Source organism: Actinomadura darangshiensis (genome assembly GCF_004349235.1).
GTDB classification, from domain to species: Bacteria; Actinomycetota; Actinomycetes; order Streptosporangiales; family Streptosporangiaceae; genus Spirillospora; species Spirillospora darangshiensis.
This window is the reverse complement of sequence record NZ_SMKY01000023.1, coordinates 1-25,449: the sequence shown is the minus strand read 5'-3', so window position 1 is coordinate 25,449 and position 25,449 is coordinate 1. Positions and strand designations below refer to the sequence as shown.

22 protein-coding genes are annotated in these 25,449 nt (G+C 72.3%); 13 read left to right on the top strand and 9 right to left on the bottom strand.

Annotated features, from left to right (window positions below):
- Positions 1 to 11: 11 nt before the first annotated feature.
- Genes E1293_RS07770 through E1293_RS07750 form a run of 5 tightly spaced genes read right to left on the bottom strand, consistent with a single transcriptional unit; the run spans position 12 to position 4,679 of the window.
- Entirely contained in the window at positions 12 to 1,022 is a 1,011-nt protein-coding gene (locus E1293_RS07770) for a branched-chain amino acid ABC transporter permease (protein ID WP_207938724.1), read from the bottom strand.
- Complete coding sequence (locus E1293_RS07765; RefSeq protein ID WP_132195350.1) at positions 1,019 to 1,882, bottom strand: branched-chain amino acid ABC transporter permease; 864 nt, start codon at positions 1,880 to 1,882, stop codon at positions 1,019 to 1,021. The genes E1293_RS07770 and E1293_RS07765 overlap by 4 nt, the downstream gene beginning before the upstream one ends.
- A gap of 12 nt (positions 1,883 to 1,894) precedes the next feature.
- Positions 1,895 to 3,136: an ABC transporter substrate-binding protein gene (locus E1293_RS07760; protein ID WP_207938723.1), complete on the bottom strand. Its 1,242-nt coding sequence runs from the start codon at positions 3,134 to 3,136 to the stop codon at positions 1,895 to 1,897.
- Positions 3,137 to 3,193: 57 nt separating this feature from the next.
- Entirely contained in the window at positions 3,194 to 3,895 is a 702-nt protein-coding gene (locus E1293_RS07755) for an ABC transporter ATP-binding protein (protein ID WP_132195348.1), read from the bottom strand.
- On the bottom strand, positions 3,882 to 4,679 hold the full coding sequence (locus tag E1293_RS07750) for an ABC transporter ATP-binding protein (protein WP_132195346.1): 798 nt from the start codon (positions 4,677 to 4,679) through the stop codon (positions 3,882 to 3,884). Before E1293_RS07750 ends, E1293_RS07755 begins: the two co-directional genes overlap by 14 nt.
- A gap of 266 nt (positions 4,680 to 4,945) precedes the next feature.
- On the opposite strand from E1293_RS07750, the gene E1293_RS07745 reads away from it, so the two are divergent.
- The gene (locus E1293_RS07745; protein WP_132195344.1) at positions 4,946 to 6,331 is read left to right on the top strand and encodes a tannase/feruloyl esterase family alpha/beta hydrolase; all 1,386 of its coding nucleotides are present in this window, start codon (positions 4,946 to 4,948) and stop codon (positions 6,329 to 6,331) included.
- 74 nt (positions 6,332 to 6,405) lie between these two features.
- Here E1293_RS07745 and E1293_RS07740 read toward each other — a convergent pair whose 3' ends face one another.
- Positions 6,406 to 7,305 (bottom strand): LysR family transcriptional regulator, encoded by a 900-nt coding sequence (locus E1293_RS07740; RefSeq protein WP_165978124.1) that lies wholly within the window; start codon positions 7,303 to 7,305, stop codon positions 6,406 to 6,408.
- A 134-nt stretch (positions 7,306 to 7,439) separates the two neighbouring features.
- Here E1293_RS07740 and E1293_RS07735 point away from each other — a divergent pair, with 134 nt between their 5' ends.
- From E1293_RS07735 to E1293_RS49300, 3 genes are all read left to right on the top strand, one after another.
- Positions 7,440 to 8,627, top strand: a complete 1,188-nt coding sequence (locus tag E1293_RS07735) for a CaiB/BaiF CoA transferase family protein (RefSeq protein WP_165978123.1) — start codon at positions 7,440 to 7,442, stop codon at positions 8,625 to 8,627.
- A gap of 18 nt (positions 8,628 to 8,645) precedes the next feature.
- Positions 8,646 to 9,965, top strand: a complete 1,320-nt coding sequence (locus tag E1293_RS07730) for an SLC13 family permease (RefSeq protein ID WP_132195338.1) — start codon at positions 8,646 to 8,648, stop codon at positions 9,963 to 9,965.
- 515 nt (positions 9,966 to 10,480) lie between these two features.
- Positions 10,481 to 10,921 carry a TetR family transcriptional regulator gene (locus E1293_RS49300; protein WP_243716084.1) on the top strand — a complete coding sequence of 147 codons (441 nt, stop codon included), beginning with the start codon at positions 10,481 to 10,483 and terminating at the stop codon, positions 10,919 to 10,921.
- A 164-nt stretch (positions 10,922 to 11,085) separates the two neighbouring features.
- Here E1293_RS49300 and E1293_RS07720 read toward each other — a convergent pair whose 3' ends face one another.
- Genes E1293_RS07720 through E1293_RS07710 form a run of 3 tightly spaced genes read right to left on the bottom strand, consistent with a single transcriptional unit; the run spans position 11,086 to position 14,271 of the window.
- Entirely contained in the window at positions 11,086 to 12,114 is a 1,029-nt protein-coding gene (locus E1293_RS07720) for a CE1 family esterase (protein WP_132195336.1), read from the bottom strand.
- Positions 12,115 to 12,149: 35 nt separating this feature from the next.
- Positions 12,150 to 13,400 carry a hypothetical protein gene (locus E1293_RS07715; protein WP_132195334.1) on the bottom strand — a complete coding sequence of 417 codons (1,251 nt, stop codon included), beginning with the start codon at positions 13,398 to 13,400 and terminating at the stop codon, positions 12,150 to 12,152.
- 28 nt (positions 13,401 to 13,428) lie between these two features.
- Positions 13,429 to 14,271 carry an LLM class F420-dependent oxidoreductase gene (locus E1293_RS07710; RefSeq protein ID WP_132195332.1) on the bottom strand — a complete coding sequence of 281 codons (843 nt, stop codon included), beginning with the start codon at positions 14,269 to 14,271 and terminating at the stop codon, positions 13,429 to 13,431.
- A gap of 87 nt (positions 14,272 to 14,358) precedes the next feature.
- Here E1293_RS07710 and E1293_RS07705 point away from each other — a divergent pair, with 87 nt between their 5' ends.
- From E1293_RS07705 to E1293_RS07665, 9 genes are all read left to right on the top strand, one after another.
- Positions 14,359 to 15,444 carry an NAD(P)H-dependent amine dehydrogenase family protein gene (locus E1293_RS07705; RefSeq protein ID WP_132195330.1) on the top strand — a complete coding sequence of 362 codons (1,086 nt, stop codon included), beginning with the start codon at positions 14,359 to 14,361 and terminating at the stop codon, positions 15,442 to 15,444.
- A 15-nt stretch (positions 15,445 to 15,459) separates the two neighbouring features.
- The gene (locus E1293_RS07700; protein ID WP_132195328.1) at positions 15,460 to 16,197 is read left to right on the top strand and encodes a glucose 1-dehydrogenase; all 738 of its coding nucleotides are present in this window, start codon (positions 15,460 to 15,462) and stop codon (positions 16,195 to 16,197) included.
- A gap of 45 nt (positions 16,198 to 16,242) precedes the next feature.
- The gene (locus E1293_RS07695) at positions 16,243 to 17,685 is read left to right on the top strand and encodes an FAD-binding protein (protein WP_243716083.1); all 1,443 of its coding nucleotides are present in this window, start codon (positions 16,243 to 16,245) and stop codon (positions 17,683 to 17,685) included.
- A 72-nt stretch (positions 17,686 to 17,757) separates the two neighbouring features.
- Positions 17,758 to 18,825: a FecCD family ABC transporter permease gene (locus tag E1293_RS07690; protein ID WP_132195324.1), complete on the top strand. Its 1,068-nt coding sequence runs from the start codon at positions 17,758 to 17,760 to the stop codon at positions 18,823 to 18,825.
- Entirely contained in the window at positions 18,822 to 19,892 is a 1,071-nt protein-coding gene (locus E1293_RS07685) for a FecCD family ABC transporter permease (protein ID WP_132195322.1), read from the top strand. The genes E1293_RS07690 and E1293_RS07685 overlap by 4 nt, the downstream gene beginning before the upstream one ends.
- 17 nt (positions 19,893 to 19,909) lie before the next feature.
- Entirely contained in the window at positions 19,910 to 20,737 is an 828-nt protein-coding gene (locus tag E1293_RS07680) for an ABC transporter ATP-binding protein (protein WP_132195320.1), read from the top strand.
- Positions 20,738 to 20,852: 115 nt separating this feature from the next.
- Positions 20,853 to 21,899 carry an iron-siderophore ABC transporter substrate-binding protein gene (locus E1293_RS07675; protein ID WP_132195318.1) on the top strand — a complete coding sequence of 349 codons (1,047 nt, stop codon included), beginning with the start codon at positions 20,853 to 20,855 and terminating at the stop codon, positions 21,897 to 21,899.
- 4 nt (positions 21,900 to 21,903) lie between these two features.
- Positions 21,904 to 23,694, top strand: coding sequence for an ABC transporter ATP-binding protein (locus E1293_RS07670; RefSeq protein WP_132195316.1), 1,791 nt, complete (start codon positions 21,904 to 21,906; stop codon positions 23,692 to 23,694).
- Positions 23,691 to 25,391 (top strand): ABC transporter ATP-binding protein, encoded by a 1,701-nt coding sequence (locus E1293_RS07665; RefSeq protein ID WP_132195314.1) that lies wholly within the window; start codon positions 23,691 to 23,693, stop codon positions 25,389 to 25,391. The genes E1293_RS07670 and E1293_RS07665 overlap by 4 nt, the downstream gene beginning before the upstream one ends.
- Positions 25,392 to 25,449: the final 58 nt, after the last annotated feature.

Here is a 25,449-nt window from a genome sequence, read left to right as displayed (position 1 = left end):
CATGGGCGCCGTCAGGCCGGGGTGTCGACGGCCTCCTTCGGTTCAGGTGCCGTGTCACCGGACGAGGCGGCCCGGCCCCGGACGTCCAGCAGGTGCCGGGCCGTTCCCCAGATGCCGCGGCGGAACAGCAGCACGATCACGATGAAGATCAGGCCGGTGACGATCCCGGTCTCCTGGAATCCGGCGGTGGCCAGGTAGTCCTGGAGCTGGACGACCAGCGCGGCGCCGATGGTGCCGCCCCACAGGGTGCCGATGCCGCCGAGGATGACCATCATGACGGCCTGCCCGGAGGTGGTCCAGTAGACGCCTTCGAGCGAGGCGAAGCCGTGCCCGATCGCGAACAGGCCCCCGGCCAGCCCCGAGAGCCCCGCGGACAGGACGAAGGCCAGCAGCTTGTAGCGGTCGACGGGGTAGCCGAGCGCCCGTGTACGGGCCGGGTTGTCGCGGATGGACACCAGCACGCGGCCGAAGGGCGACCGGACGATCCGCCAGGCGGCGAACAGCCCGGCCAGCACGAACGGCAGGCCCGCGTAATAGAAGTAGAACGGCTCGGACAGGTCGACGCCGAAGAGCTCGCGCGGGATGCCCTGCAGGCCGTTCTCGCCGCCCGTGACGTCCCGCCACTGGTTGGCGATGAAGTAGACCATCTGCGCGAAGGCCAGGGTGACCATCGCGAAGTAGATCCCGGTCAGCCGGACCGACAGGTAGCCGATCGGGACCGCCAGCAGCGCCGCGAACGCCGCGCCGCCCACGATCGCGACGGGGAACGGCAGCCCGGAATGCAGCGCGATCAGCCCGGTGCAGTAGGCGGAGCCGCCCCAGAACGCGGCGTGCCCGAACGACAGGAGCCCGGTGAAGCCGAGCAGCAGGTCGACCGCGGCGGCGAACAGCGCCCAGCAGGCGATGTCCAGCGCGACCGGCGGGTAGATCATCCAGGGCAGGGCGAGCGCGGCCACCAGCCCGATCGCCAGCAGCAGCGGCCCGCTCCGGCCGCCCGAGCGGGCCAGCCTGGAAAGAATCAACGGAACGCCTCCTCGCGTCCGAACAGGCCGGCCGGGCGCCACAGCAGCACGGCGGCCATGAGGATGAACACCAGCGTCTGCGAGAGCGACGGGATGTACAGGTTGCCGAGCGCCGAGACCAGCCCGACGGCGAAGCCCGCGGCGACCGAGCCGAACACCGAGCCCAGCCCGCCGATCACCACCACCGCGAAGACGGTGATGATCAGGTCCGAGCCCATCAGCGGGTTGACGGCCCGCATCGGCGCGGCGAGGACCCCGGCGAACGCGGCGAGCGCGATCCCGAAGCCGAACACCGGGGTCACCCAGCGGCCGACGTCGATGCCGAGGGCGCGGGTCAGCTCGGGCCGCTCGGTCGCCGCCCGGACGATCATCCCGACCCGGCTGCGGGTGAGGACGAGCCACACCGCGAGGCACGTCAGCGCCGACACCCCCAGGACGAACACCTGGTAGGCGGGGTAGGTGAACAGCCCGAGGTCGACCGTGCCGTCCAGCTGCGACGGCCGGGGGTACTGCTGGGAGTTCACTCCGTACTGACGCTTCACCAGGTCTTGCAGGATGAGTGCCAGCCCGAAGGTGAACAGGAAGTTGTAGAGCGGGTCCAGCGGTGTCAGCCGCCGGACGAACAGCCGCTCCAGCACGACCCCGGCCAGCCCCAGCAGCGGCGGGACGAGCACCAGCGACAGCCAGAAGTTCAGCCCGAACGAGTCGAGCGCGATGAACGCCCCGAAGGCGCCGAGCATGTAGAACGCGCCGTGCGAGAGGTTGACCACGCCCAGCATGCCGAAGATGACGGCCAGGCCGAGGGCGAGCAGGGCGTAGAACGCCCCGCCAACCAGCCCGTTGAACGCCTGTTGCAGCACGTCAGGCCCGCCTCACAGGCTGCACGACGGATCGGGCTGCGGCTGGAACGCCTCCGCCGCCGGGATCGTCTTCAGCACCTTCACGTAGTCCCACGGCTCCTTGACCTCGCTGGCCGGCTTCACCTGCCCCAGGTACGCGTCGTGCAGCAGCAGGTGGTCCTTGGCGCGGATGGTGGCGTGCCGGGCGAACACGTCGTCGAACTTGTGGCCCTCCAGCTGCTTGACCACCTCGTCGGACTTGTCGCTTCCGCCGCGCTGCACGGCCTCCAGGTACTGCAGGGCGGCCGAGTAGTTGCCGGCCATGTTGGAGGTGGGGCGCACACCCGCCTTGGCCTGGAACTTGTCGGCCCAGGTGCGGGCCGTGCCGTCGAGGTTCCAGTACCACATGTCGGTGTAGCGGGTCCCGGCCAGCGCGTCCGGTCCGAGCGAGTGGATGTCGCTGATGACCAGCAGCCCGACCGCGAGGTCGACGCCCTTGTCGCGGAGCTTGTACTCGTTGTACTGCTTCACCAGGTTGACCAGGTCACCGCCCGCGTGCATGGTGCCGAGCACCTTCGGCTTCGGGTTCAGGCCGGGCGCCTTGAGCAGGAACGTGGAGAAGTTGTCGTTCGGGAACGGCGTCGGGTCGGTCTTGACCACCGTCCCGCCCGCTTCTTTGATCGCCGTGCTGAACGTCTTCTGCATGTCCTGCCCGAACGCGTAGTCCGGGTAGACGATGTACCAGCTCTTGCCGCCGTCCTTGGTCACCTCGGCGCCGGTGCTGTGGGCGAGCATGTAGCTGTTGTAGCCGTAGTGGAAGGTGTACTTGTTGCACTGCTTGCCTTCGAGTTCGGTGCTCGCGGCGCCGACGTCGATGAACACCTTCTTCTTGTTCTTGGCGGTGGTGGCCACGGCGAACGCGGCGGAGGAGGTCGGCACGTCCAGGATCACGTCGGCGTGCTGCCGGTCGTAGAGCTCCTGCGCCTTGGAGTTGGCGATCTCCGGCTTGTTCTGGTGGTCGGCGGACAGGACCTCGATCTTGTCGGTCACCGCCTTGTCGCCGTACTTGGCCTTGAAGTCGGCCACCGCCATCTTGACGGCCTCGACCGACCGGCGGCCGGAGGTGTCGGCGTAGATGCCCGACTGGTCGTTCAGCACGGCCAGCACGATCTTGTCGTTGCTGATCTTGCCTCCGCCGCCGCCGGGCCCGCCCCCGCAGCCGGCCAGCAGCAGCCCCGCGACGGCCAGGCCGCCGCTCCAGCGCATGTTTCTCATTCCGGCGTCTCCTTCGTGCCCAGGCTCTCGGCCGTCTTCGGGTTCCGGGGGTGGTCGTCAGATTCCGAGGTATTCGAGGAGCTCGTGCTCGCGCTCGCGGACCTGCGCGGAGTCCAGCGACTCGACGATCCGGCCCTCGGCGAGCAGGTAGTGGCGGTCGGCGACGGACGCGGCGAAGTGCACGTTCTGCTCGATGAGCAGCACGGTCACCCCGGCCGCCCTGACCTCGCGGAGGATCTCGCCGATCCGCTGGACGATCAGCGGCGACAGGCCCTCGGTCGGCTCGTCGCACAGCAGCAGCCGGGCGCCGGTCCGCAGCACCCGGGCCAGCGCGAGCATCTGCTGCTCACCGCCCGACAGCTTCGTCCCGGGGAACCGGCGCCGCTCCCGCAGCATCGGGAACGTCTCGTACACCCGCTCCAGCGACCAAGGGTCGGGGCCCATCTTGGGCGGCAAGGTCAGGTTCTCCTCGACGGAGAGCGTGGCGAAGATGCCGCGGTCGTCCGGGACATAGCCCAGGCCGCGGCGGGCCCTCGCGTGGCCGGCGAGTTTGGTGATGTCGTCGTCGAACAGGGAGACCGTGCCGGCGGTCCGGCCGTGGGCGCCGTGCAGCCCCATCAGGCAGCGCAGCAGCGTGGTCTTGCCCGCGCCGTTGCGTCCGACCAGCGTGACGATCTCGCCCTCGGCGACGTGCATCGACACCTCGCGCAGGGCCTGCGCCTCGCCGTACCAGGCGGACAACCCGTCAATGCGCAGCATGGGAGTCTCCGAGGTAGGCGGTGATGACGCGCTCGTCATGGCGGATCTCGGCGTACGGCCCCTCGACCAGCACCTTGCCGTGCTGCAGGACCGTCACCCGGTCGGCGAGGCTCGCGACCACGTTCATGTTGTGCTCGACCAGGACGACGGTGCGGCCGGCACGGATCCTGCGGACGAGCTCGATGGTGCGGTCCACGTCTTCGACGCCCATGCCGGCGGTGGGCTCGTCCAGCAGCAGGACCTTGGGGTCGAGCGCGAGGGCGAGCGCCAGCTCCAGCGCCCGCTTGCTCCCGTACGACAGCGATCCCGCGGGGACGTCGGCGTGGCCGGACAGGCCCGCCTCGTCGAGCAGTTCCCCGGCGCGTGCCGAGAAGCGGCCGAGCGCCTTGTCCGACCGCCAGAACCGCCAGCCCAGCCCGGTGGGGCTCGCGAGGGCCAGCTCCACATGCCGGCGCGGGGTCAGCTCCGCGAACAGGCTGGTGATCTGGAACGAGCGCGCCACCCCCAGCCGGGTGATCGACTCGGGGCTGCGGCCGGCCAGCTCGTGCTCGCCGAGCCGGACGCTGCCCGCCGTCGGTTTCAGGAATCCGGTGAGCAGGTTGAACAGCGTCGTCTTGCCGGCGCCGTTCGGGCCGACCAGCGCGTGCACGCCGCCCTCGGCCACGTCCAGGTCCACGCCGTCCACGGCCCGGAAGCCGCGGAACTCCCGCACCAGACCCCGTGCCTTCAGGACGGGCGCCTCCAGGACGGCGCCGCTCCCGGTCTCCGTGGGACGTTCTCCCATGCGCCCTCCTCACGCGTCTTGGCGTGACCCAAGCCACACCGGGACGCCGTGACCGTGAACGCTAGGCGCGGCCGGGCCATCGGACCAGGTGACCGGCCACATATTCAGGCCGCCCGATATGAGGCGGCGCACACCGCCGAAGACACACAGGAGGCCGGTGAAGAGTGTGCTCGCCGACGTGGCTCCGCCCGCGGGCGGTCGATCAGCATGGCAACCACTCACGGGGCTGACCGACGTGCCCCGTTTCCCACCCCAGGGAGCCGCACATGCCCGTCCTTCGCAGATCCTCCGCCGTCTCGGCCCTGCTCGGGTCGCTCTTGGCGGCGCCCCTGGTCGTGGCCGGGCCGTCCGCCCAGGCGGACACCCGCTGCGCGCACATGGGCCGGGTCCACGTCCCCGGAGCCGAGCACCAGATCGCCGCCTGCCTGGACGATCTGACCACCGCCGGCACGGTCGCCTCGGGCCACACCGACAAGGCCGACTGGCAGGGGCTCAACGCGGCGGCCACCCGGAACCCGAGCGGAGTGCCGGGCATCCAGATCGACGGCTACTTCCGGGACGACTCCACGTTCAACACGACCCACGGCTGGAACCACGACTCCCAGTTCGTGATCCGCCTCCCGGAGCACTGGAACGGCGGCCTCGTCGTCGCCGGGGCGCCGGGGACGCGCCGCCAGTACGCCAACGACTTCACCATCTCCGACTGGGTGCTGGCGAAGGGGTACGCCTTCGCCTCGACCGACAAGGGCAGCAACGGCAACCAGTTCTACCGGGACGGCAAGCGCCCCGGCGACGCCATCGCGGAGTGGTACAGGCGGATGATCCAGGTCACCGTCGCGGCCAAGGCGACCGTCGCCCGCCACTACCGCAGGCCGTTGCGCAAGACGTACGCGGCGGGCATCTCCAACGGCGGCCAGATGGTGCGCTGGGCCCTGGAGAACCACCCCGAGCTGTACGACGGCGGCCTGGACGCCGAAGGCACGTACTGGCCGAAGGACGACGGGAACAACGCCCTGGTCTACCTGCCGGTGGCGCTGCGCAACTACCCGAAGTACGCCGCGACCGGCGACCCCAAGGCGCACGCCGCGATGCTGAGGGCCGGCTTCGCCCCCGGTTCGGAGTTCCTGTGGGACTTCAACTACGGGGCCATCTGGGACAACACGCAGCGCATCTACCGCGAGGAAGTCGACCCCGCCTACGACGGTGACCTGGAAGCCGGCATCCCGTACTGCAAGAGCGGCACGCCGAACTGCGACACCGACTACCGCTACTACTCGCGTCCGAGGAGCGTCCACCGGACGGTGAAGCGGCTGGGGATGTCGGGCCGCATCGGCAAGCCGATGATCACGGTGCAGGGCACGCTGGACACCCTGCTGCCGATCAGGGTCCACGGTGACGCCTACGACCGGAAGATCCGTGCGCAGGGCAGGGGCGCGCTGCACCGCTACTACCGGATCGGCGGCGCCTCCCACCTGGACATCGAGTACGACATGTTCCCCGACAGGATGCGGCCGCTGCTTCCCTGCATGCGGACGGCCTTCGAGGCCCTCGAACGCTGGACGGCCCCGCGCGGCGGCCAGGCGCCCTCGCCGAGCGCCACCATCCCGCGCCAGACGTCCGGCGACGTGGTCAACACCTGCTCGATCGGCTGATCGGAGCACCCCGAGTCCAATCCGGAGGCCGCACCCCTGACGGGCCACAACCCACACCGTCCCCAGGTGGCCCGTCAGGGGCGGCGTTCCTCGCGTTCTGCCAGCTCGTCGGCCTCGGCCCGGATGAGCCGCCGGACGATGAGCGCGGACGGCGACGGCCGGCCGTCCCGCCGCTGCGTCAGGCACAGCTGGACGGGCGGCGCGTCGCGCAGCGGCAGCCACACCAGGTCGGCGATGTCGGCCGAGGTCTCGAACCCGGCGAGGATGCCGAGCCCCGCCCCCCGGGCGACCATCACCTTGACGGTGCGCGCCGACATGGCCTGGATGACGACATCAGGGGCGGCCATGTGCCGGTGCAGCATCTCCCACAGGACGGTGCCCGCCCGCATGGTGACGATCGGCCAGGTCTCCAGGTCGCGCCAGTGGACGTGGCCGCGCCCGGCCAGCGGATGGCCGGTCCGCATGCAGACGCCCACCGGAGCGGAGACGAGCGGTATCCGGTGCAGCCCCGGCGCGGCCGGGCCCACCGGCATGGTGACGACGCCGAAGTCCAGCTCGCCGTCCAGCACGGCGGCCTCGATGGCGGCCGAGGCGCCCTCGCGGACGGTGAACCGCAGCCCCGGATGCCGCTCCCGCAGCCGTCCGACGACCGGCGCGATGATCGTCTCCGCGGTCACCGAGACGCCGCCGATCCCGACCCGGCCGCGGTAGGCGCCGCTCGACTCCATGGCCGACGCGCGCACCGCGTCCTCGGCGGCGACGAGCCGTCCGAGCGGTTCGACCAGGGCCCGGCCGGCCGGGGTCGGCCGCACGCCGTGCCGCCCGCGGGTGAGCAGGACGACGTCGAGGTCCTCCTCCAGCAGCGCGATCTGCTGCCCGATGGTGGGCTGGCTGACGCCGCACTTCGCGGCGGCCGCGCGCAGCGACCCGGTCTCGACGGCGGCCAGGAAGTACCGCGCCCGTTCCACCCGCACGGGGCCACTATAAATGGAAAACCTTTCACCTGTGAGCTGCGAATACATCTTCCCCAGCGTCCCGACGACGGGGCATGTTGGCGGAGGCCGGTTTCCGGCCCTGACCGATGACCCGTACGTGGAAGGAATTCCCATTGCCCGGTCCGCTGCGCGGAGTGCGCGTCCTGGACGTGTCGACGATCCTGGCCGGCCCCCTGGCGTCCTCGCTGCTCGGCGAGTTCGGCGCCGAGGTCGTCAAGATCGAGCATCCCGCCGAGGGCGACCCGGCGCGCCGCTACCCGCCGCTGGAGGACGACGGCGAGTCGGCCGCCTGGGCGATGCTGGCCCGCGCCAAGCGGAGCGTCACGATCGACCTGCACCGCCCCGAGGCGGCCGATCTGGTCGGCCGGCTGGCCGCCGCCGCGGACATCGTGGTGACCAACTTCCGCCCGGCGACGCTGCGCCGGTTCCGCATCGACTTCGACGACCTCCGGGCCTACCGGCCGGACCTGGTGATGGTCCACGTGAGCGCGTTCGGGCGCACCGGCCCCTACGCCGACCGCCCCGGCTTCGCGCGCGTCGCGGAGGCGTTCGCGGGCCTGACCCACCGCACGGGCGACCCGGAACGTCCGCCGGTCTTCGCCGGCTACCCCGTGGCCGACGGCGTCACCGGCATCTACGCGGCGTTCGCCGCCATGCTCGCGCTGCGCCAGCGGGACCTCACCGGCGAGGCCCAGCTGGCCGACATCCCGCTCTACGAACCATTGCTGCGGATGATGGAGGACTTCGTCGTCGAGTACGGCGCGACCGGCGCGAACCGGGAGCGCCAGGGCAACCAGAACCCGCACATCAGCCCGAACAGCCTCTACCGGACCCGCGACGGCCGCTGGCTGGCGCTGCCCGCCTCGACCGAGCAGATGTGGCGCCGCCTGGTCAAGGTCATGGACGCCGCGGACCTCGCCGTCCACGACTCCATGACCGCCCGGCTGGAGCACCGCGAGGAGATCGAGGGCCGCGTCGCCGCCTTCGTCGCCGCGCACGACCTCGACCCGCTGATGGCGCTGCTGCGGGACGCCGGGGTCGCGGCCGGCCCGGTGAACACCGCGGCCGACATCTGCGCCGACCCGCACATCCGCGCCCGCGGATCGGTGGTGGAGGTGGTGGACGAGCGCACCGGCCGCCGGCACCTCATGCAGGCGCCGGCCGGCCGCTTCTCCGGCTTCGACGGCGCGATCGGCCGCGCCGCGCCGGCCCTCGGCGAGCACACCGCCGAGGTACTGCGAGACCTCGCCGGGCTCGGGGACCCGGAGATCGACGACCTGCGCCACCGAGGCGTGGTCTGACCGAGAAAGAACCCGCCCATGAGCATGGCAACCCTGTCCATCATCGTGCTGGTCGCCCTCTTCGCGGCGACCCTGATCCCCGCGTTCGACCTCGGGCTGGGCGCCTTCGCCGCCGCGTTCCTGCTCGGCCTGGCCGCCGATGTGGCGATCGACGACGTGACGGGGTTCTTCCCCGCCGACTTCTTCGTGCTGATCGTCGGGGTGACGGCGCTGTTCGCCGTCGCCCAGCTCAACGGGACCCTCGACTGGCTGCTCGACCTGCTGCTGAAGCTCGTCCGCGGCCGCGTGGTGCTGATCGTGCTGGTCCCCTTCGTGATCGGCGCCGTGCTCACCGCCGTCGGCACCCTGCCCGCGGCGGCGACCGCCATCGTCTCCCCGATCGCGCTCGGCTTCGCCGCGCGGCACCGGATCTCGCCGCTGATCGCGGCCGTCCTCGGCGTCACCGGGATCATCAGCGGGCTGCTGTCGCCGCTCGCCGTCTACGGCGTCACCGCGCGCGAGCTGAGCGACAAGCAGGGCATCGGCCTGCCGGGCTCGGCGCCGGTGACGTTCCTGCTCGGCGGGCTCGTCACCGGGCTGGTCGTGTGCGCGGCCCTGCTCGTGGTCGGCACGCGGACCGGCGCCCTGCCGAGCGGGCGGATCGACGCCCCGTCCCGTCCCGGCGCGCCGGCGGACCCTGCACCCGAGTCCCCGTCCGCCGGCTCGGGCGGGACGGCGATGGTCGTGGCCACCGCGCCGGCGGAGACACGGGAGCCGCGCGGAGTCCGCGCCTTCACGGTCCTCTGCATGCTCGCGGTCGTCGTCCTGTCGGTCGGATGGGACATGAACGTGGGCTACCTCGGCCTGACCGCGGCGCTGCTCCTGCAGGTGGTGTTCCGGCTGCCGTCCAGTGAGATCGTCTCCAGGATCCCGTGGAACGTCGTCCTGCTGATCGGCGGCCTGCTGACCTACGTGGGCCTGATGCAGCACATCGGCGCGTTCAAGCAGATCAGCGACTTCCTCAAGGTGGACGGATCGCCCCTGCTCAGCCTCCTGGTGCTCTGCTACATCGCCGGGGTCACCTCGTTCGCCGCCAGCTCCATCGCGGTGTTCGTCACCACCATGCCGCTGCTCCCCCCGCTGGTGGCCGACGGCGTCTCCCCGGTCGGCGGCGTGCTCGCCCTCGCGCTGGCCTCGGTCCTGGTCGACATCAACCCGCTCGGCATCACCGGCGGCCTGATCCTCGGCGCCGCCGAACCCGCGGTGCGGCCCCGCCTGTTCCGCCAGCTGCTCATCTACGGCCTCGTCTCCATCCCCATCGCGCCGCTGCTCACCTGGCTCGCCTTCGGCTGGTGGTGAGCCGGCAGAAGGAGCGACGCGGCGGCCCACGGTCCGGTCGCCGGTGCGCCGCATGAGCCACGGCGTGACCCGCAGGCCGACGATCATGGTGAGCAGCGTGTGCGGGAGGAAGCCGAGGCCGGTCTGCGACGCGGTGTAGTGCAGGACGTCCTGCATGTAGAGCGTCAGGAAGCACCACATCGGCCCCTGGAAACAGGCGCCCGCGAGCAGCATCACCGCGTTCCCGGCGGAGATGGCCCGGACGCGGAACAACCGTGGCGGGATCAGCGGGTTGCGGGCCAGGCGCGTCTCGATGAAGACGAACCCGCCGAGCAGGACGGTCGCGACCGCGAGGGCGGCCACGGTCACCGGGTCGTCCCAGCCGCGGGGCCCGGCCTGCATGATGCCGTAGGCGAACAGGGCCAGACCGGCGGTGACCGATGCCGCGCCGGAAAGGTCGAGGCGGGTGGCGCGCCCGGCCCGGCGCCGGTCGGCGAGCGCGCGGGTGCGCTGAGGGCCCCTCCGGGAACGTGGTGGTGAGGACGGTCAGGGTCGCCGGAGCCAGGACGGTGGCGCCGAGCAGCCGGAACCCGGCGAAGGTGAGGGTGTATGCGCCCGCGACCCAGGGCAGGTCCGCGTCCGCGAAGTGCAGGGACGCCTGGATCGAGGGCAGCGCGACGTTCACCACGGAGACGTCCAGCGGGCCGGGCGTCGAGCACGGGGCGCGGCGGCGGCAGATCGCCGACGCGGTGCTCGCGGTCGTCGCCGAGCGCGGGCTCCCGGCCGTGTCGCTGGCCGAGGTCGCGGCGCAGGCCGGAGTGTCGGCGGGACGCGTCCAGCACTACTTCCCCACCAAGCAGAAGCTCGTCGAGGCGGCCTTCGACCGCGGCAACGAGCTGAGCAGCGCCCGCATCAGGGCGCTCGTCGGCGAGGACCTCGAAAGCGCGCCGACTACACCCGCTTCCACGACCAGGTAGCCGACCTCATACGCAGAGACGCCGCTCTCCTCCACCCGCCGCAGACCCCGAGGCCACGGCAGTCGACCTGGTGGCCCAAGCGGAGGGCCTGGCGTACTACGTCCTCATAGCCGTAACAACCCCGGAAGCGGCCCGCGCCGGCATCCTCCGCGCCATCGCCGACCTCAACGGGGGAGGCGGAAGTTGGAGACGAAGTTCCAGATGACCTCGTTGGCGTCTATGTCGTAGGTGGTGCCTCCCAGGAAGGGGCCTAGGAAGGGGGTGCCGCCGGGCCAGTTATGGCCGCCGCCCTTGATCTGGTAGAGGAGCACGGGGGCGTCTGCCGGGCATCCGTTGTAGGTGTGCCTCGTGACGGTGGTGTTGTCGTCCGGGTGGGTGTCGGGCAGGTCGGTGTCGGTGGTCGTGGCGGCGCAGCCGTTGTTGCGCGCCCAGAACGGGGCGGCGGAGGTGGCGCCGCTGTAGGGGACGATGAAGTCGCCGTCGCCGTGGATCATCAGCATCGGGACGTGCCGTCCCGGATGGCAGGCGCCCTGGTCCTCAAGCTGGCCCGAGACGGGCGCGTAGGCGGCGAACCGCTGGTTCTCGCAGGCCATCTTGCTGGTGAAGAAGCCTCCGTTGCTCATCCCGGACGCGTACAGGCGGCGCGGGTCGGCGTTGAAGCGCTCGATGAGGATGTCCTGGAGCGCGTTGACGAAGCCGGGGTCGTCCACGTCGGGGGAGGCGGGGCCGCCCGAGACGGTGAAGCTCACCGTCTGCGTGGAGGACTGCCCGCCGCGCTCGACGGTGCCCTTGCCCTGCCAGGTGACCGTGCCGTCCGAGGGTGATCGGACGCCGCCGAGCACGTTGGCGGTGATCTGCACGCCGGCGCCGGGGTCGTGCAGGGTGAACGTCCCCGAGAGGGTGAGGACCGAGCGGCTGATCTGGAACCCGACCTGGGCGGTCCCGCCGCTCGTGCCGGGCAGGGCGCCCTGTCCGACGATCTTGTCGGTGGTGTAGTCGCCCACCGTTTCGGTCACGGTGATGCCGCCGGACGACAGGTCGTCCTGAAGCCGGTAGGCGGGGGTCCCGGCGGCGGTGACGGTGATGCGGTCGGGCGCGAGGGTCTCGGCGTGCGCGACCGGCGTGCCGGCGGGCAGGGCTTGGACGGCCGTCGCGGCGGTGAGGGCTGATAATGCGGCTGCCAGGCGTTTCATGTTCGACCTTCCGTGCGTCGGGAGTCGGACGGGGGTCAGACGGGTGTGATCGGGAGGGAGCGGCGGGGCTCGAAGGCGAAGTCGGAGCCGGTGCTGAACCGCACGACGGCGACCTCGTCGGATTCGGGCGCCGGCTCGTCGCGGCGGACGACGGTCAGCCGCCATCCGTCGGCGGTACCGGTGGCCTCGACGCCGAGATGGTCGTCCACGGCGCGGACGACGGCCTGGAGCGGGGTCGTCCACTCCGGGCCGCACAGCGAGATCCACGCATCGTCCTCGTGGGCGGCGGACGGGCGGACGTCGACGTTCGCGCCGTCGATGCCGGCATCGACGTAGGCCGACGGATTGAGGATGGGATGGACCGCCAGGAGGCGGGCCGCCGCCTCCGCGTCGCCCGGCAGGTCCAGGGCGCGGGCGAGCCGTTCCGCGGCGATGCCGGCGATCCCCACCAGCTGCTTGCGGCGGATCCCGAGCAGTTCGCCCGCGTCGGCGGCGCGTTCGGCCACGGCGAGGGTGAAGGCGCGGTTCAGCAGGTGCATCTGGAGGCACACCTCGTCGGCGATCCGGGCCAGCGCGGACCGGGAGAACGCGGCGAAGTCCAGGTCGGACAGCAGCGGGCCGGTGTAGCCGGCGAGGCCGTCGCCGGCCGGGTCGATCGGTGCCAGCTCCAGGTTCGCGGCGCGGGAACGCTCGTTGACGGCGAGCAGGGGGATGCCCTGCGCGTCGGGGTACGCCTCGTCGATGATCACGGTCCACGCGCAGTGGGGGTGCCGTCCGGCCGGCTGCCGCGGCGGGCGGTGGACGGGCCGCACCTGCGCCTTCGGGTTGGTCGCGACGGCGGTCGCGTCGAAGGTGGGGTCCTCGATGTCGTGGCACATGGACCGGACGTACGCCTCGCCCATCGGCTCCACGTCCATCAGGGCGCCGCAGTGGTCGAGGTGGAACTCGCCGTGCCACCGGTCGTGGACGGTGTAGCGGAAGTCCATGAACTGCGGCGGAGCGCCGATGTCGAGCTGCAGGCCCTTGAAGATGGTCGGGACGTCGCCCTTCCCGGGGACCTCGGGGGCGTAGCCGAGCGCCCGCTGCATCCGCCTGGTGTAGATCGGGCTCGCGGCCGCCCACTCCTCGATCGCGATCCGCGCCATCTCCTCCCGGCCGAACGCGGAGATGCACCACGCCATCCCGGAGCGGTCGATGAGCTGTCCGATCAGCAGCAGCTCGGGCACGACGACCGCGAGCTCCTCCCTGGACAGGTCTGCGTAGCGGCTCGCTGGCGGGTGGGGCATCTGCCGGTCTCCTTGCACGCGGGTGGGGTCAGAGGCCGAGGCGCGCGGCCGTCTTGTCGAGGTACGTGAGCACCGTGGTGTCGTCGGCGTCGGGCACGCCCCAGATCAGCTCGGACACGCCGGCGCCGGACCATTCGGCGAGGTCTTCGGGGGTGGGCTTCTTGGCGACGAGGATCCGCACGTCGGGGTCGCCCTCGCGGCCCGCCTCGTCCCATTCCTTGCGCAGCAGGCCGGCCTTCGCGGCGACACCGGTCTCGATCGGGGTGGTCATCCAGCCGTCGGCGTGGCCGGCGATCCACTTCATGGTCTTGGGGCCGCCGCCCGCGCCGATGATCACCGGGATCCGGCCCTGCGGGGGCTTGGGGTAGGCCCAGCTCGGCCCGAACGACACGAACTCGCCGTCGTAGGACGCCTCCTCCTGCGTCCACAGGGCGCGCATCGCCTCCAGGTACTCCTTGAGGACGGTGCGGCGCTTCGCGGCGGGGACGTGGTGGTCGGCCAGCTCGTCGGTGTTCCAGCCGAAGCCGGCGCCGACCGTCACCCGGCCGCCGGACAGGTGGTCCAGGGTCGCGAGCGTCTTGGCGAGGGTGATCGGGTCGGACTCCACCGGCAGCGAGACCGCGGTCGCGAGGCCGATCCGCTCGGTCACCGCGGCGGCGGTCGCCAGCGACACCCAGGGGTCGAGGGTGCGCATGTAGCGGTCGTCGGGCAGGTCCTTGCCGCCGGTCGGGTGCAGCGCGTCCCGGCGCACCGGGATGTGGGTGTGCTCGGGCACGTAGAGGGTGTCGAAGCCGCGCTCCTCCGCGGCCTTCGCGAGCGTTGCCGGGGCGATGCCGCGGTCGGAGGTGAAGAGCACGATGCCGTTGCGCATGGCGTCATACTAGAACGTGTTCTACTGTTCTGGAATAGTGACTGGACAGCTGTCCGACAGGCGTCGTCCCACCCGTTGAGGAGCACCATGGCCATCCGCGTCCTTCATGTCGCGACCGGCAACGTCGGGCGCATCGCCTTGTCGCAGCTCATCGAGGACCCCCGCTTCGAACTCGCCGGGCTGGTCGTGTCGAACCCGGAGAAGATCGGGCGGGACGCCGGTGAGCTCGCCGGTCTCGACGTCGTCACCGGGGTGGCCGCCACCGGCGACCTGGACGCGGCGCTGGCCGCCGGTCCGGAGTGCACGGTCTACTGCGCGATCGGGGAGACCCGCCTGTTCGAGGCGCTCGGCGACATCGCGAAGATCCTGGCCTCGGGCAGCAACGTCGTCGCCTCCTCGCCGGTGCCGCTCATCTATCCCTGGAACCTGCTGCCGGACCGCATGATCGACCCGGTCGAGGACGCCTGCCGGGCGGGCGGGGCGAGCCTCCTCGCCACCGGGGTGGACCCCGGATGGGTCAACGACCTGCTGCCCTTCGCGCTCGCCAGCACCTGCCAGAAGGTGGAGCAGGTGCGCTGCTCGGAGATCGCCGACTACGCGTCCTACGACGGCGGCCCGGTCGTGTTCGACTTCATGGGCTTCGGACGGCCCGCCGGGGACCTCCCGAAGATGTTCAAGCCGGGCATCCTGGCGGCGTCCTGGGGCGTCAGCCTCCGGATGATGGCGAAGGGGTTCGGCTTCGAGCTGGACGACATCACCGAGTGGTTCGAGCTGGAGCCGGCGCCGGAGGCGTTCGACGTGGCCGCAGGGCACATCCCCGCGGGCGGCGTGGCCGGCATGCGGTTCCAGATCACCGGCGTCGCCGCGGGCAAGGAGGTGCTCGTCATCGACCACACGACCCGGCTGCGCGGCGACCTCCGCCCCGACTGGCCGCAGCCCGCGCAGGACGGCGGCTCCTACCGGGTCGAGATCACCGGCGAGCCGTCCTATCGCGTCGACGTCTGCCCGACCAGCGCCCACGGCGACCACAACCACGCCGCGATCGCCGCCGGCGCCGGCCGCATCGTGAACTCGATCCCCGACGTCGTGGCGGCGCCGCCGGGCCTGCGGACGCCGCTCGACCTGCCCTTCAACACCGCCCGCGGCGTCTTCGCGACGGCGCTGGCCCACTGAGAGAGGACACCGGCCATGGGACGTGTGGACGGAAAGGTCGCCCTGATCAGCGGGGGAGCGCGCGGCATCGGAGCGGCCGCCGCCCGCGCGCTGGCCGCCGAGGGCGCCGAGATCGTGATCGGCGACATCCTCGACGACGAGGGCAGGGCCGTCGCGGACGAGCTGGGCGACGCGGGCCGCTACGTGCACCTCGACGTGACGAGCCCCGAGGACTGGACGGCCGCGGTCGAGACCACCGTCCGCGAGTTCGGCCGCCTGAACGTGCTGTTCAACAACGCGGGGATCGCCAACGGCGCGGCCATCAACCGGTTCAAGCTGGAGAAATGGCAGCAGATCATCGACGTCAACCTCACCGGCGCGTTCCTCGGCATGCGCGCGGCGGCCGACGCGCTGATCGCTGCCGGGGGCGGCTCGGTCATCAACAACTCCTCGATCGAGGGCCTGCGCGGCACGTCCTGGGCGCACGGCTATGTCGCCTCGAAATGGGGGCTGCGCGGTCTGACCAAGTCGGTCGCCATCGAACTCGCCCCGCACGGCGTCCGGGTCAACTCGCTGCATCCGGGGCTGATCCGCACCCCGATCACCGAAGGCATTCCCGACGACATGGTGCCCATTCCGCTCGGACGCCCCGGTCAGCCCGAAGACGTGGCCTCCTTCGTCGTCTTCCTCGCCAGCGACGAGTCCTCGTTCGCGACCGCATCGGAATTCGTCATTGACGGAGGCACCGTCAACCAGATCCCGCACAAAGGCTGACCGCGGATGAACTCGCAATCCTCTTCGGGGCTGACCGTCCCCCAGGTGATACCGGCAGCGGATCTCCCCGGCGATGCCGAGCAGTTCGACGTGGTCGTGGTCGGCTTCGGAATCGCCGGCGGCTGTGCCGCACTGGAAGCCGCCCGATCAGGAGCCCGGGTCCTGCTTCTGGAGCGCGCCGCCGTCCACGGCGGGACGTCGAGCATGTCGGGCGGCCACTTCTACCTGGGCGGGGGCACCGCCGTCCAGCAGGCGACCGGCCATCAGGACACGGTCGAGGCGATGGTGCGCTACCTGATGGCGAGCACCAAGAACCCCGACGAGGAGAAGATCCGCGCCTACTGCGAAGGGTCGGTCGCTCATTTCGACTGGCTTGAGGCGCTGGGCTTCGAGTTCGAGCGGTCCTACTTTCCCGGCAAGGCGGTGATCCAGCCCGGCACCGAGGGCCTGATGTTCACCGGCAACGAGAAGGTATGGCCGTTCCGCGACGAGATCGTCCCGGCGCCGAGAGGCCACAAGGTGCCGGTGCCCGGCGACACCGACGGCACGAAAATCGTCATGGACCTGCTGCGGGACCGGATCGAGGAAGCGGGCGTCGAGGTCCGCTACGAGACCGGCGCGACCAATCTGGTGGTCACCGGAAATGGCGCGGTCACCGGTGTCGCGTGGCGGAAGTTCGACCAGAGCGGCGTCATCGGCTGCACCGGTGTGGTGATCGCGGCCGGCGGCTTCGTGATGAACCCGGACATGGTCGCCACCTACACGCCGCCCCTCGGCGGGAAACTGTTCACCCTGGGCAGCACTTACGACGACGGCCTCGGCATCCGGTTGGGCCAGTCGGCCGGCGCCGCGCTCGAACACATGGAAGAGCCGTTCATCACCGCGCCCTTCTACCCGCCGTCGTCGCTGGTCAAGGGGATTATCGTCAACAGCCGCGGCGAGCGCTTCGTGGCCGAGGACAGCTACCACGCGCGCACCTCGTACTTCGTCCTCGAACAGCCCGGTGCCACGGCATACCTGATCGCCGACAGCGACCACATGGAAGAGCAGCGCATGCCGCTCGTCCCCCTGAAGGACGGCTACGAGACGATCGAGGAGATGGAGGCGGGCCTCGGCCTGCCCCAGGGCTCCCTCGCCTCGACCATGGCGCGCTACAACGAGCACGCCGTCCGCGGCGAGGACCCCGACTTCCACAAGCACCCCGACTGGCTGGCGCCGCAGGCCAAGGGCCCGTGGGGCGTCTACGACCTGAGCCTCGGCACCGCCCTGTACGCCGGCTTCACGCTCGGCGGCATGGCCACCACGCTCGACGGCGAGGTCCGGCGGCCGGACGGGACGGTCATCGAGGGCCTCTACGCGGCCGGGGCCTGCGCGTCCAACATCGCCCAGGACGGCGCCGGCTACTGCTCGGGCACCCAACTGGGCGAGGGCTCCTTCTTCGGCCGCCGAGCCGGCCGCACCGCCGCCGCCCGCCGCACCCGCGGCTGATTAGGTTAGGCTCGCCTTATTTGTTGGGCGAGTTCGGAGGACAGCGGTGCTGGGCGGACCTGACGGGCGCGGATGAGCGCGGTCACCGAGAAGCGGCCCGCCTCCGGTTCCGCGTCCGGGGTCGCGGCGGCATCCGGGCGGCGGGGCGTCGGGCTGGGCGTTCTCGTGGCGGTCCTCGTGGTCGCGGGAGCGGCGTCGCTGGTCGTCGGCGCGCGGGCGCTGAGCCCGGGCGAGGTCTGGGACGGGTTGTTCGCGGCGCCGGGCCCCGACCAGCGGCTCACCGAGATCAGGCTCATCGTGCAGACCGTGCGGGTGCCCCGGACGGTGCTCGCGATGGTCGCGGGCGCCGCGCTCGGAGCCGCCGGTGCGCTGATCCAGGGGTGCACGCGCAACCCGATCGCCGACACGGGCCTGCTGGGGGTGAACTCCGGCGCCTCGTTCGCCGTGGTCTCGGCGGTCACCCTCTTCGGGTTCACCAACCCGTTCCAGTACGTGTGGTTCGCCTTCCTCGGGGCGGCGGCGTCCGGTGCCGTCGTGTTCGGGCTGGCGAGCATCGGGCGGGGCGCCGGGAACCCGCTGACGCTCGCGCTGGCCGGGCAGGGGGTCACGGTGTTCCTGGCGGCGATGACCACGGCGGTCGCGCTGTCGGACCAGCAGTCGCTCAACGCCCTGCGGTTCTGGAACGCGGGCACCGTGGCCGGTGTCAAGTTCCACGTGATCTGGCCGGTGGCCGCGTTCATCGCGGCCGGGCTCGTCCTGGCGCTGGCCACGCTGCCCGCCGTCAACATGCTCAACCTGGGCGACGACATGGCGCGGGCGGCCGGGGTCAACGTCGGGCTGAGCCGGACGGCCGCCATCGCCGCCATCACGCTGCTGGCGGGCGCGGCGACGGCCGCGTGCGGCCCCATCGCGTTCCTCGGCCTCATGGTCGCCCACGTGGCCCGATATCTGACCGGTCCCGACTACCGCTGGCTGGTCCCGTACGCGGGGCTGCTCGGCGCCATCGTCCTCGTGGTCTGCGACATCGTGGGGCGGCTGGTCGTGCGGCCGGGCGAACTGGACGCGGGCATCGTCGTCGCCCTGGTCGGCGCCCCGTTCTTCGCGGCCCTGGTCTGGCGCGGGAAGTTCAGGACCGCATGACCGGAACCGGGACCGAGCGGCCGGTGGTGCCGGGCGTGCGCCTCGGCCGCGTGTCGTTCGTGTGGCGGCCGTGGCTCGTCCTGGTCACGCTGCTGCTGGCGGCGGCGACGTTCCTGGTGTTCTGCCTGTCGATCGGCGCCGGGGACTTCCCCATCGGGCTGCCCCGGGTGATCGCCACGATTTTCGGCGGCGGCGAGCGGTTCGACCGGTTCGTGATCATGGACCTGCGGCTGCCGCGCGCCCTGGCCGGGCTCGTGGTGGGCATCGCGCTCGGGACGTCCGGCGCGATCACGCAGTCCATCGCGCGCAATCCGCTGGCCAGCCCGGACGTCCTCGGCATCACCCAGGGCGCCGGAGCGGTCGCGGTGCTGCTGCTGACGGTGTCGGGCGGGACGAGCGCGGCGGTCGCCGGCGCCGCGGGGCTGCCCGCGGCGGCGCTCGCGGGCGGCCTCGCCACCGGGCTGCTGGTGTACCTGCTGGCGTGGCGGCGCGGGATCGACGGCTTCCGGCTCATCCTCATCGGCATCTCGGTGAGCGCCGTGATGCAGGCGGTCACGAGCTGGCTGCTGGTCACCGCCGACATCACGGACGTGGCCCGCGCCCAGGTGTGGCTGGTCGGCTCGCTGGACGGACGCGGGTGGCGCGAAGCCGGGACGGCGCTCGGGTGCACGCTCGTCCTGCTGGCCGTCGTGGCGGGCGCCGCGTTCCAGTTCCGGCCGCTGCACCTCGGCGACGACGTCGCCGCGGGACTGGGCGTCCGGAACTCGCCGGTGCGGGCGGTCATGCTGCTGTGCGCGGTGCTGCTGGCCGGTGTGGCGGTGAGCGCGGCGGGCCCGGTCCCGTTCGTGGCGCTGGTGGCGCCGCAGGCGGCGATGCGGCTGGCACGGTGCGCGACGCCGCCGCTGGTCGCCTCCGGCCTGGTGGGCGCGCTGCTGCTGACCGGCGCCGACCTGGCGGCGCGGACGGTGCTGCCGGTCGCCCTGCCGGTCGGCGTGGTCACCGCCGCGATCGGCGGGCCCTTCCTGGTCTATCTGCTGGTGCGGGCGAACCTGAGGCGGACGGCGTGATGGTGAGGCGGAGCGAAATGGATGCTGCGGCCGGCGGGCACACCGGGGACGACGCGCGGCTCGCCGCCCGGGGCGTCGCGGTCGGATACGGCGGCCGGACGGTCATCGACGGGCTCGACGTGGAGATCCCGTCCGGTGTGATCACCACGATCATCGGCCCGAACGGCTGCGGCAAGTCGACCCTGCTGCGGACCCTGTCGAGGCTGCTGAAGCCGGCCAGCGGCACGGTCGTGCTGGACGGTACCGACATCGCGAAGCTGCGGACCAGGGACGTCGCGAGGAAGCTCGGCCTGCTGCCGCAGGCGCCGGTCGCGCCGGAGGGGCTGACGGTGGCCGACCTCGTCGCGCGGGGCCGCCATCCGCACCAGGGCTGGCTGCGGCAGTGGTCGTCGGACGACGCCGGCGTGGTGGCGGACGCGCTGGCCATGACCGGGGTGGCGGACCTGGCCCGCCGCCCGGTCGACACGCTGTCCGGCGGGCAGCGGCAGCGCGTCTGGATCTCGATGATCCTGGCCCAGGGCACCGACCTGCTGCTGCTGGACGAGCCGACCACCTACCTCGACCTGGCGTACGCGATCGACGTCCTGGACCTGGTGGACGACCTGCACGAGGCGGGCCGCACCGTGGTCATGGTCCTGCACGACCTCAACCTGGCGACGCGGTACAGCGACCACCTCGTCGTGATGCGGGCGGGGTCGATCCTCGCGCAGGGCCATCCGCGCGAGGTGGTCACCGCGGAGCTGCTGCGCGAGGCGTTCGGGCTGCGGGCCGAGGTGATCGACGACCCGGTGGGGGACCGGCCGCTCATCGTGCCGATCGGCCGCGCCCACGTCCGGTCCCGCTGACCGGCCCCCGCCTGGAATGTCCACAACAAGTTAGGTTAGCCTCGCCTTAGCTCCCGCCAAGATCAGTCCGCCCTGAGCCCGGGGCGGAGCGGACGGCACGAGGCAAGGATGTCGAATGGCCCCCCATCGAACGACACGCACGAGGTCCCGGCGGCCGGCGGCCGTCCTGTCCGCCGCGGTCCTCGGCGCCCTCCTCCTCGCCGGCTGCGGTTCCGGCTCGTCGGACACCCCGGCCGACACCGCCCCGGCCGCGGCGGCGGGCACCTTCCCGGTCACCGTGGAGCACGCGTTCGGCACCACCCGGATCACCGAGGCGCCCAAGCGGGTCGTCTCCGTCGGCTACACCGACGACCAGGCGCTCCTCGCGCTCGGGGTCAAGCCGGTCGGCATGGTCGACCAGTACCCGAACCCGCCGGGCACGTCCCCCGACATCAACACCCAGTGGCCCTGGGTGAAGGACAAGTGGGGCGGCGCCCGTCCCGAGGTCGTGATGAGCAACGGCGACTCCGGCCCGAACTACGAGAAGATCGCCGCGCTGCGGCCGGACCTGATCGTCGCCGTCTACTCCGAGATCGACAAGGCGGGCTACGACAAGCTCTCCAAGATCGCCCCGACGGTGGCCCGGACCAAGGCGGAGAAGGAGCCGTTCAGCGCGCCGTGGCAGGACAACGCGGTGCACATCGCGAAGGCGCTCGGCCAGGAGGCCGAGGGCACGAAGATGGTGGCGGACATCCAGGCCAAGCTCGCCGCGGTCCGCAAGGCGCACCCGGAGTTCGCGAGCCAGACGGCCGTCGTCCTGTCCTGGTACAAGAACTCGGTCGCGCCCTTCACCACCACCGACGTCCGCGGGCAGCTGGTGTCCGGCCTCGGCTTCAAGGGCGCCACGGAGATCGACAAGATCGCCGGCGGTAAGTTCTACACCGTGCTGTCCCCCGAACGCGTCGACCTCGTCGACGTCGACCGCGTCTTCGTCGTCAACGACAAGGCCGACCAGGAGGCGCTGAAGAAGTTCGCGCTGTTCGCCAACCTCTCCGCGGTCAAGGACGGCAAGGTGTCGTACCTGCTGGACAGCGAGGGCCCGGCGGTCGGCGCGGCCCTCTCCCAGAGCACCCTGCTGTCCGTGCCGTACGCGATCGACCAGCTCGTCGAGTCGGCCGGGTAGGTGCGTGGCGACCACAGCGACGCGCCTCGCCCCCGCCGCCCTGCACACGGCGACCGGCCGCGAGGCCACCCGATGGGTCGCGGCGCACTGCCGTGAGACGCCCGGGCTGACGGCCGCCACCGTCCTCACCACGGTGGCGGGGGCGGCGCTCCAGGTGCTGCCGGTGCTGCTGCTCGGCCGGGTCGTCGACGGGGTGACCGAGGGCGGATCGTCATCGATCCTGGTCACGGTCGGCGCCCTCATGGTGGCCGCCGGGACGCTCGGCGCCGTCGCCACCGCGGCGTCGGAGTACCTGATCGGACGGCTCGGCGCCGACCTGCTCGCACGGCTGCGGGAGGACGCCGTGCGGGCGGTGCTGGGCATGCCGAGCGCGCGGATCGAGCAGGTCGGCCGCGGGGACGTCCTGTCCAGGGTCGGCGACGACGTCGCCGTCCTGTCGAAGGGCATCCGGACGGCCGTCCCCACGGTCTTCTCCGCGGGCGTGCTGGTCGCCATCGCCACCGCCGGCATGTTCGGCCTCGACTGGCGGCTCGGCCTGGCGGGCGCCGGCGCGCTGCCCGCGTACGCGCTGGCGCTACGCTGGTACCTCCCGAGGTCGGCGCCGCTCTACCGCAAGCAGCGCGCGGCGCAGGCCGACCGGGCGCAGGAACTGATCAGCGGCCTGGACGGGATCGGCACGGTCCGGGCGTACCGGCTTGAGGGCGCCTTCCGCGCGAAGGTCACCGCGGAGTCGTGGCGGGTGCGCGATCTCGGCATCGAGGTGTTCCACCTCTTCGGCCGGTTCGTCGGGCGGGAGAACCGGGCCGAGTTCATCGGACTCGTCCTCATCATCGTGGTGGGGTACGCGCTGCTGGAGGCCGGCGCCGCGAGCCTGGGCGACGTGGCGGCGGCCCCGCTGCTGTTCCACCGCCTGTTCAACCCGCTGGGCTCCATCCTGTTCACCTTCGACGAGGCGCAGAAGTCGGGCGCGAGCCTGACCCGGCTCGTCGGGGTGCTCGGGGAGGCCGCGGAGGAGCGCCTGGTGGGCGGCACGGCCGTCCCGCCGGAGGCCGGCGCGGCGTACCCGGTGGCAGTCGAGGGGCTGACGTTCACCTATCCCGGCTCCGAGGAACCGGTCCTGCGGGACGTCGACCTGACGATCCCGGCGGGCGGCTCACTGGCGCTGGTGGGGGCGACCGGCGCGGGCAAGTCGACCCTGGCCGCGCTCATCGCCGGCATCGGGACCCCGCAGGCCGGATCGGTGCGCATCGGCCCGGCCGACCTCGCCGGTCTGGACGAGGCCGGGGCGCGGGCGCTGGTGAGCATCCTCACGCAGGAGACGCACGTGTTCTCCGGCTCCCTCGCCGGCGACCTGCGGCTCGCCGCGCCGGAGGCGTCCGACACCGAACTGGTGGACGCACTCCGCACGGTCGGCGCGGACGGCTGGGCCGCCGCGCTGCCCGCCGGGCTGAGCACCAGGGTCGGCGAGGGCGGCGAGCGCCTCGACGCCACCAGGGTCACCCAGATCGCCCTGGCCCGGCTGGTGCTGAGCCGGTCGCCCGTGGTGGTGCTGGACGAGTCGACCGCGGAGGCGGGCAGCCAGGGCGCCGCCGAACTGGAGCGGGCCGTCCTCGCCGCGTGCCGGGGCCGCACCACGCTGCTCGTCGCGCACCGGCTGAGCCAGGCGAAGGCGGCCGACCGGATCGCCGTGCTGGACGCGGGCCGCGTGGTGGAGCACGGCACCCATGACGAACTGGTCGCCCTCGGCGGGCGGTACGCGCGGCTCTGGCAGGCGTGGCGGGCGGGCGGCCGATGACAGCCGACGAGAGCCGGCGGACCGGCACCGGGCCGGAGATCCTCCGGACCGCGCTGCGCCGCAACGCCGGCGCCATGTCCGCGGGCACCGTCCTGCTCGGCATGTACCAGGCGGGCGAGACGGCGTTCCCCATCGCGCTCGGCCTGATCGTCCAGCACACGATGCGGGACCGGAGCCCCGGCGCGCTCGCCCTGTCGGTCGCCGCGCTCGCCGTGATCATCACGACCGTGTCGTTCTCGTGGCGGTTCGGGATGCGCGTCCTGCAGAAGGCCGGCACGACCGAGGCGCACCGCTGGCGGGTGCGGGTCGCGGGCCGCGGGCTCCAGCCGGTCGCCGCGGACACCGGCCTCAAGTCCGGCGAGGTGCTGACCATCGCCACCGAGGACGCCGACCAGACCGCCGACATCGTCGAGGTGGTGCCGCTGCTGGTCAGCTCGCTGGTCGCGGTGCTGATCGCGGCGGTCGCGCTCGCCCTGGCCTCGCCGTGGCTCGGACTGCTGGTGATCGCGGGGACCGTCGCCGTCCTGTCGGCGCTGAGCGTGCTGTCCAAGCGGATCGGCTCCGGCACCCGCGAGCAGCAGGCCCGGGTCGCGCGGGCGGGCGCGAAGGTCGCCGACCTGATCGCGGGCCTGCGCCCGCTGCACGGCTTCGGCGGCAACCACGCGGCGTTCCGGTCCTACCGGGAGGTCAGCGGGGAGGCGCGGAACCAGGCGGTCACCGTCGCCGGGGCGAACGCCGCGTACGCGGGCACCGCGCTCGCCCTCAACGCGCTCCTCGCCACCGCCGTGACGCTGCTGGCGGGACGGCTCGCGTTCCAGGGCGCGATCACCACCGGGGAACTCGTCATGGCCGTGGGGCTGGCGCAGTTCATCATGGAACCGCTCAAGCTGTTCTCGGAGATGCCGAAGTACGTCATGGTCGCGCGGGCGTCCGCCGAGCGGATGGCACTGGTGCTGGCCGCGCCTCCGGTGACGGTTCCGGGCTCGGGGCGTCCCGCCGCGGACGGCGGCCTGGAGATCGACTGCGTCCAGTACGGGTCCCTGCGCAAGCTGAGATTCCACGTGCCCGCTGGCGAGTTCGTCGCGATCGCCGCGTACCGGCCGGGTGCGGCCGCCGACCTCATGGCGCTTCTCTCCGGCGACGTCCCGCCCGGTGCGTACGAGGGCACGGTGCGGGTCGGCGGCCGGGAGGCGGCGGACCTGTCGATCGACGCGCTCCGCGAGCACATGCTGGTGAACCCGTCCAACGGGGAGGTCTTCGCGGGCACCCTCCGCACGAACATCGACCCGGCGGGCGGCGCCCGGCTGGTCGCCGAGGCCGTCGAGGCGTCCATGCTGGCCGACGTCGTCGCCCTCCACCGGGAGGGGCTCGACCACGCCGTCCGCGACCGCGGCGCGAACCTGTCCGGCGGCCAGCGCCAGCGCCTGTGCCTGGCCCGCGCCCTGGCCGCCGACGCTCCCCTCCTCGTCCTGCACGACCCGACCACGGCCGTGGACGCGGTCACCGAGCAGCTCATCGCGCGCAACATCGCCGGGCTGCGCGGCGGCCGCACCACGCTGGTGATCACGTCCAGCCCGGCCCTCCTGGACGCCGCCGACCGGGTCCTCGTCCTGGACGACGGCGTCATCACCGCGGAGGACACGCACCGCAACCTGCTCGGCGCCGACGAGGACTACCGGCTGGCCGTGGCCCGCTGAACCGGGTGGACGGCCGTCAGGGGAGGGCGGCGGCCAAGCGGTCGCGCAGGGCGGGCAG